The 20,705-nt window shown below is 36.4% G+C and carries 10 protein-coding genes; all 10 read right to left on the bottom strand.

Features of this window, described 5'->3' with window-relative positions; all coding sequences use genetic code 11:
• The 10 genes from purH to MP477_RS14880 all read right to left on the bottom strand — a co-directional run bounded on the left by purH (position 1) and on the right by MP477_RS14880 (position 20,688).
• Positions 1 to 1,518, bottom strand: a complete 1,518-nt coding sequence (gene purH / locus MP477_RS14925; RefSeq protein ID WP_257191023.1) for a bifunctional phosphoribosylaminoimidazolecarboxamide formyltransferase/IMP cyclohydrolase — start codon at positions 1,516 to 1,518, stop codon at positions 1 to 3.
• A gap of 170 nt (positions 1,519 to 1,688) precedes the next feature.
• Positions 1,689 to 2,252, bottom strand: coding sequence for a phosphoribosylglycinamide formyltransferase (gene purN, locus MP477_RS14920; RefSeq protein WP_230034644.1), 564 nt, complete (start codon positions 2,250 to 2,252; stop codon positions 1,689 to 1,691).
• 81 nt (positions 2,253 to 2,333) lie between these two features.
• Positions 2,334 to 3,326 carry a phosphoribosylformylglycinamidine cyclo-ligase gene (gene purM, locus MP477_RS14915; protein ID WP_230034642.1) on the bottom strand — a complete coding sequence of 331 codons (993 nt, stop codon included), beginning with the start codon at positions 3,324 to 3,326 and terminating at the stop codon, positions 2,334 to 2,336.
• Positions 3,327 to 3,634: 308 nt separating this feature from the next.
• Positions 3,635 to 4,186, bottom strand: a complete 552-nt coding sequence (locus MP477_RS14910) for an NADPH-dependent FMN reductase (protein ID WP_230034640.1) — start codon at positions 4,184 to 4,186, stop codon at positions 3,635 to 3,637.
• Positions 4,187 to 4,290: 104 nt separating this feature from the next.
• Positions 4,291 to 5,019: a pirin family protein gene (locus MP477_RS14905; protein WP_230034638.1), complete on the bottom strand. Its 729-nt coding sequence runs from the start codon at positions 5,017 to 5,019 to the stop codon at positions 4,291 to 4,293.
• 846 nt (positions 5,020 to 5,865) lie between these two features.
• A complete protein-coding gene (locus MP477_RS14900; RefSeq protein WP_257191022.1) occupies positions 5,866 to 7,248 on the bottom strand; it encodes an MFS transporter in 1,383 nt (460 codons plus the stop codon).
• A gap of 12 nt (positions 7,249 to 7,260) precedes the next feature.
• Positions 7,261 to 7,782, bottom strand: a complete 522-nt coding sequence (locus MP477_RS14895; protein WP_257191021.1) for a nuclear transport factor 2 family protein — start codon at positions 7,780 to 7,782, stop codon at positions 7,261 to 7,263.
• Positions 7,783 to 7,791: 9 nt separating this feature from the next.
• Entirely contained in the window at positions 7,792 to 9,651 is a 1,860-nt protein-coding gene (locus tag MP477_RS14890) for a glycoside hydrolase family 13 protein (protein ID WP_257191020.1), read from the bottom strand.
• A 191-nt stretch (positions 9,652 to 9,842) separates the two neighbouring features.
• On the bottom strand, positions 9,843 to 10,409 hold the full coding sequence (locus tag MP477_RS14885) for a hypothetical protein (RefSeq protein ID WP_230034629.1): 567 nt from the start codon (positions 10,407 to 10,409) through the stop codon (positions 9,843 to 9,845).
• Complete coding sequence (locus MP477_RS14880; RefSeq protein ID WP_257191019.1) at positions 10,369 to 20,688, bottom strand: RHS repeat-associated core domain-containing protein; 10,320 nt, start codon at positions 20,686 to 20,688, stop codon at positions 10,369 to 10,371. The genes MP477_RS14885 and MP477_RS14880 overlap by 41 nt, the downstream gene beginning before the upstream one ends.
• Positions 20,689 to 20,705 lie beyond the last annotated feature (17 nt).

Genomic DNA, 20,705 nt, shown 5'->3' with positions numbered 1-20,705 from the left:
TTAGTGGAAAAAGTGTCTCACACCAGTAAACATCATTGGAATACCGTGCTCATTGGCAGCTTCTACACTGTCCTGATCTTTTACACTTCCTCCTGGCTGAATGATTGCTTTGATACCTTCCTGAGCGCAGAAATCCACTACGTCACGGAAAGGGAAAAACGCATCAGAAGCTAATACAAGGTCTCCTGAGAATTTTTCTTTTGCTCTTTCAATAGCCTGTTGCGTTGCCCAGATTCTGTTGACCTGTCCTCCTCCGATTCCGAAAGCCTGAATTCCGTTGGAAACAACAATTGCATTTGACTTCACGTATTTTACTACTCTCTGTGAGAAAAGCAATGCTTTTTTCTGTTCTTCGGTAGGCTGTATTTCAGTTACTACTTTGATATCATCAGAGAAATAGGTATCGTTATCCTGAACCAGGATACCGCCATCCACTTTTACCCAGGTCTGTTTATCAGAAACAGGGTTTACAATTTTGATGATTCTTACGTTTTTCTTTTTTCTTAAAACTTCCAGCGCTTCTTCGTCAAAATCCGGAGCCATTACAATCTCAAGGAATGTTTTGTTCAGTTCTTCAGCTGTTGCAGCATCAATTTTATAGTTCATTGCAACAATTCCGCCAAAGATAGAAACAGGATCACATTCGAAAGTTTTTTGGTAAGTTTCCAAAGCTGAAGTTCCAATCGCCACTCCACAAGGTGTAGAATGTTTCACGGCGCAACAAGCCATTTCTTCTTTAAACTCAGTAACAACTTTCCAGCAAAGGTCCATATCACGAAGATTGTTGAAAGAAAGTTCTTTACCTCCAAGCTGTTCAAAGTCTTTCATGGCACCGTTTTCGAAAGTCGACACGTAGTAAGCCGCTGTCTGATGAGGGTTTTCACCGTATCTCAGGTCAGAAACTTTTTTATAAGATGCATTTAAGTATGCAGGATATTCCTCATCTAAAAGCATTCTTGAAATAGCAGCATCATAAGCAGAAGTAAGGTTGAATACTTTTCCTGCAAGCTTTTTACGGGTTTCAATGTAAGTATCTCCGTTTTGTTCCATTTCCAGTTTTACTGTTGTATAGTCTTCCACATCAGTAATTACAGTAACAGAGTCAAAGTTTTTTGCTGCCGAACGAAGCATTGAAGGGCCTCCGATATCGATGAATTCTACCTTTTCATGTAAAGAAATGTCTTTATTTACATTTTCAAAGAAAGGATAAAGGTTTACAATAACCATGTCTATCAGACCAATTCCGTGTTCCTGAACGGTTTTCATGTGCTCTTCGTTGGTACGAACAGCCAGCAATCCTCCGTGAACTTTAGGGTGTAATGTTTTCACCCTTCCGTCCAACATTTCAGGGAAATTGGTAACCTCATCAATCTGAATGGGATTTAAACCAGCGTCTTTCAAATGTTTGAACGTTCCTCCTGTAGAGATCAACTCATAATTCTGAGCTTCCAAAAACTGTGCGAATTCAATTAATCCACTTTTGTCAGAAACACTGATTAAAACTCTCTTTTTACTCATTTTACTTTTGATTTTTTACTTTTTACAGCTATTTCAAACTGTGTCCGGGTCTTTCACCTCCGAACTTACTTTTATTTTACTTAGATTTTTGCTAATTTAGCAATGTATCAGTTTAACAATGTAACAATTAAATGATTGGTAAACCGGTACATTGATAGATTGTTACATTATCAATTTCCCAGGACCTTATTGATCGCTATCGGAAATATTTCATATTCAATCTGGTGAACTTTCTGAGCCAGGGTTTCAGGAGTATCTTCCGGTGTTACTTCAAAAGACTTCTGAAGAATAGCTTCTCCTTCGTCAATTCCCGGCGTTACAAAATGTACCGTAGCACCACTCTCTACTTCTTTAGCTTCAATAACTGCATGATGAACGTTCATTCCCCACATTCCTTTTCCTCCAAATTTGGGAAGTAATGCGGGATGAATATTGATTATTTTACCATTCCAGTTTTCACAGAATTCAGATTTTAAAATGGATAAGAATCCTGCCAATACAATAAGATCTGTATTTTGTGGGATTACATTAGCCAATTCACTGCTGAAATTCTTTCCTCTTGGAATCAGTATGGTTTCTATATTATGATTTTTTGCTCTTTCCAGTCCGTAGCATTCTCTGTCAGCTACTACCAATGCTACTTTTGCATTCTGGATTTCTCCAGCTTCAATAGTATCTATGATTCTCTGCAGATTGGTACCGGAACCGGATACAAGGACAACGATATTTTTCATGTTAATAATGTAACAATGTATCAGTTTAGCAATGTAACAATGATTTTAATTGATACACTGGTACATTGTTATATTGCTATATTATAGTGATAAATTAATTTTTTCTGCTCCTTCAGTGATCTCACCAATTTCGTAAGCATCATCCAGAAGGTGTAATACTTTTTCAGCATGTTCAGCATCTACTACAATCACCATACCTACACCCATATTGAATGTTCCGTACATTTCTTCACGTGTCACTCCTCCTCTTTTCTCCAGTTCAAGCATAACACTTGGAATTTTCACTTTGGAAGCGTCAATGGAAGCACATAAGCCTGCAGGAATGACTCTTGGAACATTTTCATAAAGACCACCGCCGGTAATGTGAGCAATACCGCTTACTTTTACTTCTTCCAATACTTTGTGAATATCTTTATAATATAATCTTGTAGGAACTAAAAGTGTTTCATATAAAGGTTTTCCTTCAAACTCTTCTTCAAAGTTCGGGAATACTTTTCTTACTAAAGAGAATCCATTTGAGTGAAATCCTGAGCTTGGTAATGCAATAATTTTGTTACCTGCTTTAATTTTAGAACCGTCAATAATCTGGTCTTTTTCTACAATTCCTACGCAGAATCCGGCAACATCATAATCTCCCGGCTGGTACATTCCCGGCATTTCAGCGGTTTCCCCACCAATTAATGCACAGTTGTTGTCCTTACAAGCTTCTACCATTCCCAGCACGATTTCTGCTGCGATTTCTGAATCCAGCTTTCCACAAGCTAAATAATCCAGGAAGAATAGAGGTTTTGCCCCGTGACAAAGGATATCATTAGCACACATTGCAAAACAGTCGATACCGATAGAGCCATATTTTTTGGTATCCAAAGCTACTTTCAGCTTTGTTCCTACTCCATCTGTTCCTGAAACAAGGACAGGATTTTTATATCCTCCGATTTCATAGAAAGCACCAAAGCTTCCCAACTGATTCAGTACATTGGAATTATGGGTTTCACCGACCGCTTTTTTGATCTTGTCAACCGTTTTGTATCCTTCTTCTTTGTCTACTCCTGCTGATTTGTAAGTGTTGCTCATGTTTAATAATTTAATAATGTAACAATATATCAGTTTAGCAATGTAACAATAGCTTCACTTTGGAAACCGGAGAATTGGTCAATTGGTACATGAGTATATTGGTACATTTTATTTTAATAATTACTTTTTATATTCAATTTAGAAAACAAAAAAGCCGACAATCTTTTCAGATTATCGGCCGTTATTTTATCTCAGAATTTCAGAGCCCACAGTTTTCCCTTTATCAGAAAAACATTGTTTATAGGAGGTCTGAATTTTCATCTCTTTTCTTTTTGCAAAAATAGTAATTTTAAATGAATATTCAAATTCTATTTTTCAAGGATTGATTCAATGGCTGCAATCTTCTTAATTTTTTCTTTTAATTCGCTGTCTTTCTCTTCGTTAGAAATTTTCTGACCCGCTTTATCAAAATTATCATTAAAGAAAGGAAGTGAGAATGTTTCCACTACATTTCCACCGTGAAAAGGGAAACGCTTTGATGCTGCTTCCAAAACTCCGGCTCCTCCTCTACCTCCAGGGGATGTAGACATCAATAACATAGGTACTTCATTCCATACGGTTCTGTCTTTAATTCTCGATACCCAATCGAACACATTTTTAAATGCCGTGGAATAGGTTCCGTTATGTTCTCCCAAAGAAACCAACAATACGTTTGCACCATCAATTTTGGCTGCAAAATCATGAGCTTCCTTAGGAACTCCTCCTGCTAATTCTCTCTCATGCTTATAGATAGGCATTTCGAAAGGATTCAAATCCACTACTTCTACTTCTGCATTTTCAAATAATGTTGATGCATAGGCCACTAACTGCTTGTTCATTGAAGCCTCAGAATTACTTCCCGCTATTGCTAAAATTTTCATATGTAGTATTTATTTTTCTGTTATATAAAATCACTATCTGCAAGAATTTTCGTTGATGGTAATTTCATATTATTTTTATTTTTTAAGGATACAAATTTAGTTTTTTATTTAAGATAGGCCGGCAATTCCATTGGCACTTCCATTAATAATACTTCCGTGTCTTCCACTGCTTCGATAGTAAAGCTTTGGGTATCCCAGATTCCCAAACCATCTCTTTCATTGAGGATGCGGTCTCCCACTTTAGCACTTCCTTTTAAAACAAAAGCATAGACTCCGTTTCCTTTCTTGTTGAGCATATAGTTTTTACCGTTTCCTTTTTTAAAGTTAGCCAGATTAAACCATGCATCCTGATGGATCCAAACTCCGTCATCGTTTTTATTGGGTGATAAAATCTGTTGGAACCCGTTGATCTTTTCTCCTTCTTTAATGCTTTTCTGATCATATCTAGGTTCAACGTTCACTTCTTTAGGAAAAATCCAGATCTGTAGAAATTTTACCGCTTCATCTTTATTTTTATTGTATTCGCTGTGCATTACACCGGTTCCGGCACTCATCACCTGAATCTCTCCTTTTTTGATCACTGCTGTAGTTCCCATTGAATCTTTATGTTCCAGATCTCCTTCTAAAGGAATGGATATAATTTCCATATCTCTGTGCGGGTGTGTTCCGAATCCCATTCCCTGAGAAACGGTATCATCATTCAATACTCTCAAAACACCAAAGTTTGTTCTTTCTCTGTTTTGATAGTTTGCAAAACTGAATGTATGGTATGAATTTAACCAACCATGATCGGCATGGCCTCTTGAATCTGCTTTATGATATACTGTTTTCATTTCTGTGATTATTTATGGTACAAATGTACGGGATACGGGTATTTTAAAAGTTGATGTAGGTTAAGAAAGGAAGTTTATGGCGTAAAAATGCTGAGGAAGTGAAAATATAGGATAGGTTGGATTATGCAAAGACGCGATTTTCTACATTCAATATTTTTTTAAGACGCAAGGATTTTATCTGCGATAAAATTTCAAGCCCGAATATGCTTTTTTTTCAAAGATTGAGCAGATTATATGAATAAGCGCAAACATCTGTGCTATCTGTGGGAGATTAATAGATTCTGAATAGTAAGTTTTGGCTAAAGCCAATTGATGAATATCTAAAGAGAAAGTGGGCTAAAGCCCACTCCTAATGATATTAATTCTATTGTTTGTACTATAGACGCTATGCTTTCAGTTCTTCCTACAACACCCTCCTAACTCCTAACTAAAAATGCACTTGCTGAATTTTAAAAGTTGATATAGGTTAAGAAAGGAAGTTTATGGTGTAAAATGGTTGAGGAAGTGAAAATATAGATATGTTGGATTACACAAAGACGCTATTTTTCTACATTCGATATTTTTTAAGAGGCAAGGGTTTTATCTGCGATAAAATTTCAAGCCCGAATATGCTTTTTTTCCAAGATTAAGCAGATTATATGAATAAGTGCAAACATCTGTGCTATCTGTGGGAGATTAATAGATTCTGAATAGTAAGTTTTGGCTAAAGCCAAATGATGAATCCTTAAAGAGAAAGTGGGCTAAAGCCCACTCCTATTGATATTAATTCTATTGTTTGTACTTTCAGTTCTTCCTACAACACCCCACCTAACTCCTAACTCCTAACTCCTAACTCCTAACTCCTAACTAAAAATGCACCTGCTGAATTTCTTTTTCAATTTCTTTTGGTGTTTCGTTGTCTGACTGAATAAAAATCATGGTAACCACTGCTCCAATCAGCATACAAATACCCCCTACTACTACATAATCCATTGCCTGATTTCCAAAGATATTGCTTACGATAGGTCCTCCAAACAAGCCATTGATGATCTGTGGGATTACAATAAAGAAGTTGAATATTCCCATATAAACTCCCATTTTCTTTTGTGGAATTACCTCAATCAACATTGCATAGGGCATTGCCAGGATACTTGCCCAGGCAAATCCCAGGCCGATCATTGAGATCCAGAGATTGTTTACATCTTTAATAAAATACATAGAAATCAGTCCCAGCCCCCCACAAAGTAATGCCAATGCATGAGTCTGTTTTTTACCAATCCATTTGGCGATAGGAGTTAATAAGAAGGCAAATGGAACTGCCCAGAGGTTATACATTCCGAATAGTTTGCCGGTTAAATCTCCTGCATTATTAAATTCTTTGGAATGGGTATCCTCCGGGGAGAGACCAAAGTGATGAGTAGCCAGTGCACTGGTCGTAAATACCCACATGGTAAACAGTGCAAACCAGGAGAAAAACTGAACAATACCCAGCTTTTTCATCTGGGTTGGAATGGTGGCGAAATCTTTAAAAATATCTGAAAACCTGGAATGTTCTTTTTCTTTATCATCTTCTTCTTCAAACTCTTCAAACTCCTTAGGAGAATATTCCCGGGTACTTATAATGGTATACAGGATAGCTGCCAAGAGCAATGCTGCGCCCACATAAAAAGAATAAATCACATTATCTGCCACAAAGCCTTCTGGAGCAACGTTAGAAACGCCTAGTTTGGTTAACCAATCCGGCAGGTATGAGCCTAGTACCGCTCCAATACCAATTAAAATCGTCTGTATGGAAAACCCTAATGTTCCCTGATGTTTCGGAAGCATATCTCCCACCAGCGCCCGGAAGGGTTCCATGGCAATATTAACAGAAGCATCCATCATAGCAAGAAAAATAACAGCTAACAACAGTGCATTGGCAGCAAACATCTGAGTTACGGAAGCTGCATTAGGAAGTAATACCAATCCTATGGCACACAAAACGGCTCCAATCAGGAAATAGGGTTTCCTTCTTCCTAAGGGACTCCAGGTATTGTCTCCCATATGTCCTATAATGGGTTGAACAATCAGTCCGGTAATGGGTGCTACCAGCCAAAACCATGACAACTCATGAACATCGGCTCCCAAATTGGCAAGGATACGGCTTGCATTTCCATTCTGCAGTCCGAAAGCCATCTGGATTCCCAGAAATCCCATACTCATGTTGATAATCCGGTTAATTGACAGCTCCGGTTTTATTTTTTTAGCCATTATTTGATGGTATTATTTAGTTTTCAGTTGTTGGATCAGCACATCCTCAAGGGCTGTTTTTTCGGCAACCACTTTATCTACCACCTCATTAGGAACTGTTACAGAAAGAACATATTGCTTTACTTTCCAGTTTCCATTAATTTTTTCTACCACTCCGGAACCCCTGCATATTTTCATTTGAGTATCCAATAACTCATCAAACCAGGCTAACTTTCCGTCTTTGCTGAAATATATATTTCTTTTCAGCGCAGTAAAGTTCCAGGTTTTCTTTTTATCGAAATAAGGTTTTGCCCATACCATGAATGCCTTTTTATCCCAGATTTCGGTAGCATCTGTTCCAATAAATGTTGATTCGTCTGCAAAATAATTGAAATAGGTATTATAGTCTGCTTTTGCGGCTGCTACATTAAAGGCATCCAGCATGGTGCTGATTTCCGACTTTTCTTTTTCAAACCCATTTTTTGATTGTGCAGAAAATACAGAAAATCCCAGTACAAAGAGGATTAATATGTAAGCTGTCGTTAGTTTTTTCATATGTATTAATTATTTTTCAAGTTCAATGATCAATGGCGTTTTTGCAGAAATATTGATCGTATTTTGCAACATAAATTCTTTTCCTGAAATAACATCTTTTCCTTTTGAAAATCCTTTGAGTGATTCTTCAAAACGTTTTAAGTCTAACGTCTGATCTTTTTCATTATTATTCACGATCACCATTACGCTTTCTTTTTCGTTATATCTGAAATAAGTAAAAATACCATCCTGCGGAACGTAATTTTTAGTTTTACCACTATGGATCACCTCTTTACCTTTTCTCCAGTTCAGTAATTTGCTGGTGAACTGAAAGAATTCTTTTTGTTCAGCGGTTTGTGAAGATGGGTTGAATGCATTCTGTTTATCTGATTTCCATCCGCCGGGAAAATCTCTGCGGATATCTGCATCTCCTCCTTTGTTTTTATCTCCACGCATTCCTATTTCTGATCCGTAATAAATCTGGGGGATTCCGCGAACTGTGGAAATCATGGCAAGACCCATTTTATAGGCTTTAGGATCAGCATTGAAGATCTCGTTCCATCTTTCGGTATCATGATTTTCAAAAAATACCAGCATATTATTAATATCCGGATACAGGAAATCACTGGTAAAGGAATCGTAAATTTTTATCATTCCTGTATTCCAGCTTTCTTTCTCTTTAAAGGCTTTAGGCATATCTGCAAACAGCATAAAATCCATTACTGATGGTAAATTGGAGTTATAGCCTGCTGCTTCTCCTGTTTTGGAATTTTTCTGCCAGGCTGAAATTTGCCCTGCTGTATACAGCCAGGTTTCGCCTACGATATTAAATTTGGGATATTCGTCGGTAATCGCTTTGGCCCATTTCGCCATTGCTTCTTTATCATTATAAGGATAAGTATCTACACGAAATCCTCCTAATCCGGCATATTCTATCCACCAGATTGCATTTTGCGTCAGGTATTTTAAAACTAAAGGATTGTTTTGATTGATATCTGGCATTGTTTTATCAAACCAGCCATCCAGCGCATATTTTTTATCAATATCTGAAGCATTGGTATCAAACTGTGTGGTGGTTTTATAATTGGAGCGTTTGAAACCTTCATCTCCGTCCTTAAACCAATGAATCCAGTCTTTTGTTGGAAGATCTTTGATCATCCAGTGTGAAGTTCCCCAATGGTTGGTTACGTAATCCATCACCAGCTTCATATTCCTTTTATTCAGTTTTTGGGATAAGTCTCTGTATTCTTCATTGGTTCCGTAGCGGGCGTCTATTGTATAGAGATCGGTTTGGGCATATCCATGATAGGAATAGACTTTTTCATTGTCTTCATTCACTGGAGTTAACCAGACTGCTGTGGCACCAAGGTTCTGAATATAGTCCAGGTTATTAATGATTCCCCGAAGATCTCCGCCATGTCTGCCATTGGGTAAGCTGCGGTCTACTTTCTCTGTCAGTTCCGGTTTGGAATCATTCTTTTCGTCACCGTTGGCAAAACGATCCGGCATAATCAGGTACATAACATCTTTTGAGGTAAAAGATTCCCGGTTTGCAGAATTAGGTTCTCTCTGTTTCAGTTCGTACATATAAGAGGCTAGATTCTTCTTCCCTTTTTTGATATTGATGGAAAACTTAGGAACATTTATTTCACCGGTATTGACAGTAATAAAAACATAGTTTGGATTTTCAACTTTCTGAACACCCTTAATCTGTATACCATCTGAAAGAGTGATTTCATGATTCGCGATATCTTTCCCGTACACTAAAAGCTGTAGTTCGGGGTTTTTCATTCCCTTCCACCAAAATGCCGGCTCTACTTTTTCCAATGTTTTTTGAGAAAAAGCGGCAGAAGCTACGGAAAGGGCTAATGCTGCATAAATTGTCTTCATAGTAATGGACAATTTAGCATTAAAAATTTAAATAGAGGGTATTTAATAATGACTAAAATTTTACAATTCAATTCTACCAGATTATAATGACCAATTGATTTTCATAATTAAATGATCTCTAAAACCTATATCAATAAAATAGCCAACTCAGAGAGCTGGCTGTTTTATGATATGCTATTGAAGGTATGAATTTATTTTTTGAGGATTATTTTTTTTAGAATATCCAGTCTCTGATCTCCATTTATTTGTTTTCCGGTAAGATCATTCTTAAAAATTTCACTAATAGTATCATTTTTAGTAAAAAGTTGAACACTTTGTCCTGCATATTTTCCTGCATAATTTCTGTTAAAATAATCTCGTGACCATACCATTATACTATCATTGAATATATACTTAACATCTACTTTGGAGAAGCTTGTAAAAGCTTTCTCAGAATTGGCTAGTGGTAATTGATGTTCACAATACCAATATTTCCCTTTATTCAAATATAAAATAGAATCAAATTTATAAAAGGTAGTATTCTTTTTATTGATTGAGATTGTCTTTACTGAATCTTTCTCTTTAAATATCTGATAAAAATTTCCATTATAGGAATCAATATCATTTATTTTTTCAATACCTGATAAAGAAAACTCATTAAAGTACTTATAATTAACCTCCTTAGTTATGTTCTTGTCTTTTTGGGAGCAAGAACATAATACCAAGAGCGCGAGAATATTACTTAGTGCTATCTTTTTTATTCCAATTGAACCATCCATTTTGTCTAATTTTTAAATCATATACTTCTTTTGATTTTTGATTGGGTGAAAAAATATGATAATCATTTACATCACCACCTTCACTTGCCTCGGGAGAATTTAAATAACTTGAATTCCCCTTATAGGTATAACCAGAAGGTACACTATGATCAGAGGTAAACACCATTGATTGTGTAATATCTGAAAATGACTGCATCATTTTTTTCGCATCAGCATCATTCTGGGCTGTAACGAGACATTCTCCAATAAACACCAATTTACCTTTTAATAAGTTACCTAAATGTTTAAACTGAGAGCTTGTACTCTCCAGTATTTTCGTTTCTGTACCATTTGGTGTTTGAACCTCCACTGGACCACCGTTTGGCATTTTTGCATGATATGCAGATTCACTTCCTATTTGGAAAAACCCCTGATTACCATGTTGAGAGACAGACAAGGCACTGAAGTCCACATTTTGACTTTTCAATTTTTTAATTGACTGGGCAAGGCCATTTATTCCTGATACAAAAATCATAGGCATGCCCTGTTGCTTGGCTGCTTTATATTCGGACAGCATAGCAGCATCTGATTTATAATTTAAAGGCAGGACTAAAACAGTACCATAGTTTTTATTTTTACTGATATTTTCATATCTGTATCTAGGGCGAGGCTCTCTTCCATCGGGATCTATCAGATTTATTGGATTGTCAAATGTATAGGCATATGGATTCCAGCTAGCATAGCTTCCTGCCATAGGATCCACTCCATACCAAATACTCAACCTAGGATTATAATATCTTGCTCCATAATAATACAGACTAGTTTCTTCATCTAGTTCTTTAGCATTAAATTTATAAGGATTATTATAAGCTCCAGTCATCTGCTCTGCCATAGTTTCTCCAAAAGGTAAATTTAAGAAAAACTGAGTAGGTTTCATATCCTGGTTCGTCACAAAAGTAGCTGTTCCCAAATGATCTCCATGCAGATAATAAACACCTGCCTGAAGTTGTGGTCCCTTAGCTAATTCAATTTTTACCTGACTGAAATCTATTCCTGCTTTTTCAAGATACCGCTTCAGATCAGCTCCATTATTTTTATCTTTTGAAGCAATCCCGGGGTTAGCCTGCTGTCTCATGGTTGGAAAGTCAAAGTCCATAATTCGGCTTGCTACTCTTTCTGATCCTGCAAAATAGTGTTTTGTGAGCATTTTATTTGAATTCTCCACATGATAAGCATTAGGATATATCTTAAAACTATTGACCTGGATTGTTCCTGGATCTATAACCTGTCCATTCTGGTAGAGTTGCGCTCCTTGTTCCAGGTTACATTTAATTATTCTTTCTCCTTTATCATCGTAAACATAATACTGGAAAACACCTTGACTTTCTCTGTTAACAGCCTTCAAACGATCCTGCTCGTCCCATAATAACTGATCGGATTCTCCATACTTATTATATCTTGTTACATTCCCATTATAATCGTATTCAAATTTTTCATACTGCCCGGTACTTGCATTTTCAATATGCTCTACTTTATGGGTACCTGATACATAATAATATCTGTTATCATATGAATTCAAATCATTTACATTACCATCCTGATTATGTTTCTGATACTTCTGTTCAATTCCACCAGCATTATTGTATGCCATAGTCATTTCAAAATCTGAAGCGGTTGTACCAAAATGAGTCTGTGGATCTCCGGTAAAGCTTCCATCAGAAGAAGTAAGCCTGTTCAAATGATCATATTTATAATTGAAAATATAATTCCCTCCCATTTCATTATATACTCCAGCAGTATTTTTCAGCTCTGTGATATTCCCTACATAATCATATTTATAATCATTTCTCAGAAGATCCGTTCCATAATAATCTTTAAGACGGTGGGTATTCAGTTTTCTGTCAGCTGCAGTGTATGTAAATTCCGATTTCGTACCATTACCTAGCTCAATAGAGGCTCTCTGCTCATATTGGTCATAAACAATCTCTTTAACATATTCATACCCCTCCTTGTTGTGTATTCTTTTAAGATTACCTCCAAGATCGTATTCATACTGTACAAGTTCTCCATCTGCATACGTAAGGTTTTGGATTCTGTTCCAGCTGTCATACTCAAATAAAGTCCTGAATTCCATATTGGGAATTCCATATCCTGAAATCGTTTTATGCTCCATTACCACTTCCCCCATATTTCCATATTCAAACTTGGTTGTTCCGGAATTATCTGATTGGAAAATAACTTTTCCAGCATTATTTCCTGAACCTGGAGGCCCATATTCATAATGAACATTAGAAGGATTAGCTCCTGGCAGATCCGGGAATTTCACATCAGAAAGTCTGTTAATATCATAAACATAATGAATATACTGCTGAGCAGAACTTGTGTTTTCCATATTAGTAGTAAACAATCTGATCATATTTCCAGCAGGGTCATATTCATATTTATTTACACCATGATCCGGATGTTCCACCTGGGTTCTTCTCCCTCCCTTGTCATAAGTATACAATGTTTTAATACCTGTTGGATCTTCAGTGGACTTCAATTCTCCAATCGTATTATAGTTGTACTTCGTAGTCAATGCCTGTCCATTCAGATAACTTTTAACCTGCATCGTTTTTCCTTCTGAACTTGTAAATGTTTCGGATTTAAGCTGAGTATTACTATTCTGAAATAGAACTAACGTACTCTTTAACATATTATTTTCAACAGAATACATTGTATTAGCTGTATGGAATAATTCATCGACCGTAACTGCAACTCTATCTTTAGTATCTCTTTGGATTGAGGAATAAAAAGGTGAAGGCGCACTCATATTAAGCCACACATTTGTATGATTCGGATCATTAGGAGGATACTTATTTTCAAAGATCGGATGATGCTGTGAAATAGCCCTTCCCACCACGTCATAAATAGTTCTTCCTGACACTGACATTTTCTCCTCTCCATTCAGCAGTATATCTTTTTTAGTCTGCACCACTTTCCCCCAACCATCTGAAAACGTCATCGTTTCTATCGGATTGGATGGGTCCTGTGGATTATAATTTTGTGTTAAACACCAATAATAATTACTAACATATCCCAAATTTGGATTGGGTGTTCCATATGTATTATAAGAATATTTAACGGTATAGGGTGCCCCTGCTTCTTTTTCTTTAGGAGCCAGTATTTTGGCAATACGTCCTTTAGCATCATATTCATATTCGGTAGTATTCCCAGAAGCATCGGTAGTTTGTCTTACCACATCAAATTTTGGATCATAATCTGATGATGAAGTAAACCCAAAAACATCCTTTGTAGTCACTACATACTTATGGGTATCCGTATCATATTGATAATCTAAAATATACCGTTCTCCGTTTTCATTCTCTGGATACATAATGTTCACTATATTTCCAAAAGAATCGTAGGTAATATCGGTATTTGCTATTTCTGAACTGTTCAATTTAGCAGAAACCTGAAGTATTAGACCTGTGTTAGGATCTATCTTTGTTGATCTTTCACGGATTGGATTGGATGTGGATAATGCTTCATAGACCTTTATTGATCTAGGTATGCTTATAATATTGTTAGGAGACGGATAATTATGATAATCAATCACGGTATTATAAGTAGCAGAATTGCTAAAATGCATCATTTGCTTAACAAAACCTTTATCCGTATAATCTAATCCTTCTCCCACTTGGGTATATCCTCCATTTTCAATATTTTTCTTTCTGGTATTCACCAATAATGCAATGGCCATTTTTCGACCTTCCTTACCTCCTGTATCAAAAGTTTCAGCAAGGGAACTGTTCATATCCAGTCGTGTGTTATTATCCTTAAATTTATAAATATTGTAAGTATACTCTGTTGAAGCATTAAGGTCATTTACACCTGTATACATCTCAACTTTTTTCAATTTACCATTTAGAAAATAACTCTTATTTTCATAATAATCTATCTGTGACCTGTAGATATTATTGCTATACCACATATCATAAGTAGTTACTTTTTCAAATCCAAAAAACTCACGTTCACGTCTGTCATATTTTCCCCCTTCATATTTAAATGTTTTTACAATATCCTTATTATTTGTTGGTGATAGATACGTTGGTGAGAAGATATCCGGATTCATCACTCTGACTTCTTTCATCACCAATCTTCCATGAGAATCATTATAAGTGGGTTTCACAAACTCGTAATCCAAACCAAAAACACTAAATGGCGCTTTATCTTTGAAATTGGTAACAGTTTTCAGTTTATTGGTTCTTCCAATTGTTGAATAATTTACTACAAATCCGTTGTCTTTAGAAACTACCAGATCCGGGAAGCCATCACCATTCATATCTTTAAAGGATTTATCTACTTCAGCAATGGAAAGCCCCATATTTCCGGTCACCTGACCTCCTATTTTCAGATAGATCAGTGGAATTGGTGGGAATGGCCACCATACAATCGGGAATGTGTAGTAATAGCCTGCTCCTACAGAAACTCCCCCTCTATAGGTTTTAGATTCGTTATTATAGTCTAATCCTCCACCATTTCTAAACAGTTCAACAGCATTAGAAAATCTGTTTCCAAGGTTGTACTTTACATACGTATTAGAACTTCCAACAATTAAAATATCTGCCAACCCATCAGCGTTGATATCTTCAAAAGTGGTTTTAGATGAACCTAATGCTGCAGATGCACCCGCACTCGCACTTACTACCAGTCCGCTCATCCCTCCAAAATCAAATCCCAGACTGAAACCAAGTGATCCTACAGGACCCGATGCAAAGGTTTCTGCGTTTTTATAACTGTAGCCACTATCCAAACCATATCCTAAATTAAGGTAATACTTCATATTGCTTGAACCTCCGCCTGTGATTCTATCTGCTAATCCATCTCCATTCACATCCATCCAATAAGATTCTCCCGAATCTTTAGAATCATAATTTACGGAAGCCTGTGCAGACCATGATGCAGAGGTTTCGATTCCACTATTCATTGCTACATTAGGGCTATATGAGTACTGATTGGTATTACTTCTTACTTCTCCGTTTCTGGATGAAGCCCCTGTCTGGATAAATTTAGCCGCTGAATATTGTGGAGACAATGATTTGGAATAACTGTCTGTGTTCGATATATAAGCATTTACAAAAGGATTACGCAATCCTCCATGTCCTCCGGTAGAATTAGTGATCTGCATAGCATCTTTATACACCACATCTGGATAACCATCACCATTCATATCCATAAAGTCCTGTAGTGCTATATTCCCATCTCCTACTAAAACAGAGCTTGCATTTTGAATTCCAAAATTAAATAAGCTTCCGCTTAATGTATTCGTTCTCGATTTACTGTAATATTTTTTATTAATAGAGAACATTTTGGTGTCTACATTACCCTGAAGAAGCAAATTATCCGGTAAGTCAGGATTTGCAGTCTGTGGATTAAAGAAACCACTGGCTGTTTCATTATCCTTAAATGAATCTGCCATTGCGTATTGTTCAGGACCTACCCCAATCCATTTTTCAGTATAAGTAGTAACTTCATTGTCTCTTGGACCTGTTACCTGCTTATATACAGTTGGGTTTAATACCGTTACCGGTTTAGGCCCAAAATTAGCAGGGTTTTGATAGAATCCTGTATTGCTGATCTGCTGGGCAATACACTGTGCTGTTTCATCCTGTGTAGCAAGGTTATTGCACATCGGGAAATTAAGGTTTACCGGTATATTCACTTCCTGCATGGATGCAAGATTGATCAAACGTCCATAATTATCTGAAGGAGTTGCCGGATTCAGCATAAAACCATCAGTATTCCCAGTAGGAACTACATCAGCATATTCATTATAAAGGAACTGGCTCCAGTTATGATAAAACTGACCTATATTTTCTAATGCTGAGGAATTTATTGAGGTATGGTTAGCAGCAGCTATGAATGTATTGGCTCCATAATAAATATTAAATGGATTATTTTGAAATAAAGCACTGTAAGCTTTATAAAAATCATAGTCTGCTTTAGTTTTACAATATACCTGAATATTTAAAGTGACTCCACCTATTGGTGCACTAAAAATATCACCTGTATAAAATTCAGCAGGAGAGTTTCCGGAAATTATCTGATTATTATTGACCATATCTAGTTCAACAATACTTCCGGAGCTATTCATAGGGGACATTATCCTTCTTTTAGTGGCAATAGCTCCGTTGCTTTTAACAATATAGTAAAAGCTACCCGTAGGAAGACCTGGGTTAGAAGGAATATTTTTATTAATCCCAATTTTATAAGTATTCACACCACTTGGGATATTAAGATATTGCATGTCTATTACAGGATTAAATTCTGTAATAACATCAGAAGGATACCCTGCTACAGCAGTATAATTTTGTGGATTTCCTGATGTAGGAGAATAATCTACATTAATTCTATTCCAGTTAACATCTCTAAAAGTAGTATGAGAATCCGATTCCACAACAAAATTAATCGTAGCCGGAACATCATTTGTACTAAAGGACAAACTTGTTACATTTGCTACCCCCGGGTATAATGGAACGGTATCAAATGGAATATTACTTTTAGCATAGGTCTTAGAGTATATTACCTCTCCTGTAGTGGAGCTTGCCGTAGTTTTAATAATTTTAAAGGTAATATCATCCTGAGAATTTGGAAACGTAATTTTTGGAACTGTAATGCTAATGTTTCCCGGCGTATCTATAGAAATAGGTTTGGTATGATTATTTAAAAGGAAATTATAACTGTATGCACCATTATTAGCCCTGAACCCGTCCTGAGAAAGTCCTATAGAAATAGGTTTAGGAATTCCCACATAGCTTATCGTAGGATTAGACATCACTTTAAAGCTGTAATTGTCATTTTTATGCAGCCTTATAAATACTTTATCTCCCGATTTCACGTATAATTTTGAAGCATCATTAACTCCTAAATGATCAGTACTTGAAGGTGGCAGAGCCTGTATTTGAGAATAATACGCATTATAGCTGGTAATTGATATATATTCTGACGGCATTCCTGCTGTAAATTCTTTTAAATAAATTCTCCCATTTTTATCAGGAGTAGCAGGGTTTTTAATTTCCACCGAATACTGTGCCTTAGCATTAGGTACATTCTCAACCTGCACATTATCTTCAAACCTAATGTATCCGTCTCTTGAAGCTACCCAGACTTTAACAACATCATTTTTAGAGATATCCTGCCAGGTTCCTTCCAGTGGAGAATTATGCTGGATCATGGTATCTGCAACAATCACCATATTTTCTGTATTGTCACTATATTGAGTCATTTCAACAAATCCATCTGTTGGATTGATTCTTCCGAAAAGGACCCGCCCATCCTGGGCTACATCCATCACTCCGTCAGAGTTGGCATCCAAAATAAAAGATGAGGTTTCACTTTTACTGGTGGCCCACATCTGTGAGAAGTTGAATCCAATACCAAAAACGTTGACACCAGCATCATAACCTATATTCTGGGTTTTGGTTTTAGTAAGGGAAAAATTACTGTTCAGATAGCGTATAGGTCTTTCCTGTCCGAAACTGATATTCGCACCCGAAAGGTTTCCTGAACGAAGAAATAGTCCGCTACTTGGCTTTCTATAAATCAGATCTGGAATTCCATCGCCATCAAAATCCATAAGTTCCTGGGCTTTTTTAGCTTCTGCTTCTGAATGGCCCAAATTAAAAGATGCCATTACATGGCCATACGCTCTGGTAGGACCAGGCAGAAGAAAGTCTAAACCAACCCCTGGTACTCTTCCGTTTACCCCCCATTCAAATGTATTGTTAGCTGAAATCTTAGAAGGTTTCAAAAAATTAGGTAAAATGGGAAATGCATCTCCCCCACCTCCGGCATTAATATCTACAGAACCTCCAAAATTGACAGGACTGCTATTGGGTGTACTTTTGATATCATCAAAATATTCAAAGTCAAATTGTTCGGTTAGTAAGCTATTGTAAGCAACATCATTAGATGTATCCTTGTGTACTACACTTCTCAATAATGTTTTAAAAAACTGACCTTCCTTATAGGTGAATGTATAGGTTCTTATCAGTTCTCCATCATATTTTACATATATTTTAGATAGTTTATAGGGTTCTACTTCCTTCACTCCTCTTTTAGCATTGATACTGATATCCTGTCTGGTAATCCTGCTTTCTTTTTCAAATTCAACGGTATAATACTTGAGGTTTTGACCATCCATCTTCGTATAAGTGATTTTACTGATATGGAAATATTGTCCTCCGTTTAAGTTTTCATTTTCAGCAGTAAGCCCCTGTAATTTTATATTTTCATATTCATATTCAATGTAATTTTTGAGAGCGTCCTGCTCTCTCCATACTCCCCAGTGAACAATATTACCATTGCCATCTTTAATAACCGTATTTTCAATAACTCCAGATTCATTACCTCCATAGTAGACTTTACCTCCCTTCGTATTGGTAACTACCCATCTGTAATCTTTAGGAGTCGTTCCATATCTCTCAATTTTTGAAAAATCGTGATTTCTTCTAAGGAAAAAAGTCTTTTTATTATCGATTAACAGAGTATCCCGTTTTTGCTTCCTAGTAGTGAATATACTGCTGGTTTCACTGATATCATTATGCCTATGAGGCAAATAATTACCGTCATATACTAGGGTTTCACCATTTAAAGAATATAATTCAGTTTCTGTCTGACTATCAAAGCTTGGTGCACCCCAACGAGTATCTATACTGAGCGATAAAATGCCATTAACATCCCATCCTTCTCCCATCCAGCCATTAGATTTATTACTATCATAAGAAACACTGATATTAGGCTGCATCCCTTTCCTTCCAGATGGAATTACAATAGGGTACGACACATTTGATCCTCCCTTTTGATTCGCACTTGGAGGAGAAATAAAATTCCTCGCAGCTGCTGCATCACCTGCTTTCAATCCACTTATTCCCGTAGGATTAGAGGCGCTGAGTTGTGGAGATTCAGGTACGGAAATAATTCCATTGATATAATCTCCATCCCCGTCTGTTTCTACTGTTACCATTTTGGTATCCGTATTCACTACAGAAGTAGGGTCTTCAATCCATTTTTTTGAATTATAATCAAAATGGAATGCTTTAATTTCTTTAGCGGATCTTACTCCAAGCTTTTTCTCATCATAAGGAAAGGACAGTTTCACTTTTTTGGTAAAATTTCCTGACTTGGTATTTATACGATACGCAGTAGCATTTACAGATAGATTTTTAATCTCTCCGACAACAGAAGGGTAATCCTTTTTTCTCAATTTCAGTATTTCAACCTGCCCGGATTCTGCTACTGAATTCTTTTCAATGCTTACCGTAGCATTCTCATACTTTTCATTGTATTCCGAATCTTTTGATACAGTGACAATGAAAGGTACAAACCTGGCTTCATTTACAATTTTAAAAGAAGGCACACTTTGAGAAAGCGGATATTGTTTTGTTCCGGCAGAAGAAGAAACAGATACAAATCCTCTTTTCTTATCTTCATCCGAAAGTTTAACAAGTGTTTCAAATTCTCCTCTGGAAGATTCGACCATCTGGCCATTGATGTTTACAGCCTGGGATCCCCAATGGCTATCCGAACCTTTTACATATAAATGGTCTTCGGAAAGAAGTGTAGAAATCCCGTTTTGTGGATTCAGATTTTTTTCAAGTACTATTTTTACATTCTTTACCCGATATTTTATTCCGTTCAATGAAGAAGTAAAGAGAATTGTATTTTTTCCCTGATGTAATGAATTTAGGCTGACCTCTTCTTTTTGTACGTTCCATTTATTCCCCGGAACAATAATATCCCCACCGAACGCAACATTTTTGTTGATGGATCTGGAGACAGATTGGTAAGAATCAAGCCCAAACAGATCATACTCCAGATATGCTGCAACATTTTGGTTTTTAACTTCCGGAAGGTTTATGGTGAAGAAATTATCTGTTGCATCATCTGATTCATCATCAGAGAATTCACCGATAATACCTTGTTTTTCTATCGATTCAAATACATTCTCCGGTTTTTCAATACGTGCGGATACTATTTCATGGAATCCTTTATTCTGAACACTCAAGCCTTCTGTGGGAGAAGGAGCTGCTGATATTTTATTCAGCAGAGGAGTGGAATGATTAATATGATCGGATAAGGAGGATGCTGTAGTGCTATCATTTTGATGATAGACATATTTCTTCATAAGCTGAAGTTTGAAAGCCCTCACTTTCTGTCTGTCCTCTTTCGTAAAACTTGCAAAAGTAAATACTGAAGCAAAGAATACTAAGATGAGAAGATGCTTTCTTCTCAACCTAATGGGTAATTTAGTTTTCATATATTAAGGGAAATAGT

Origin of the sequence: Chryseobacterium sp. WG23 (assembly GCF_024586575.1) — a bacterium.
Taxonomy (GTDB): domain Bacteria; phylum Bacteroidota; class Bacteroidia; order Flavobacteriales; family Weeksellaceae; genus Chryseobacterium.
The sequence above is the reverse complement of the archived record's forward strand: the minus strand, read 5'-3'. Positions and strand labels throughout refer to the sequence as shown.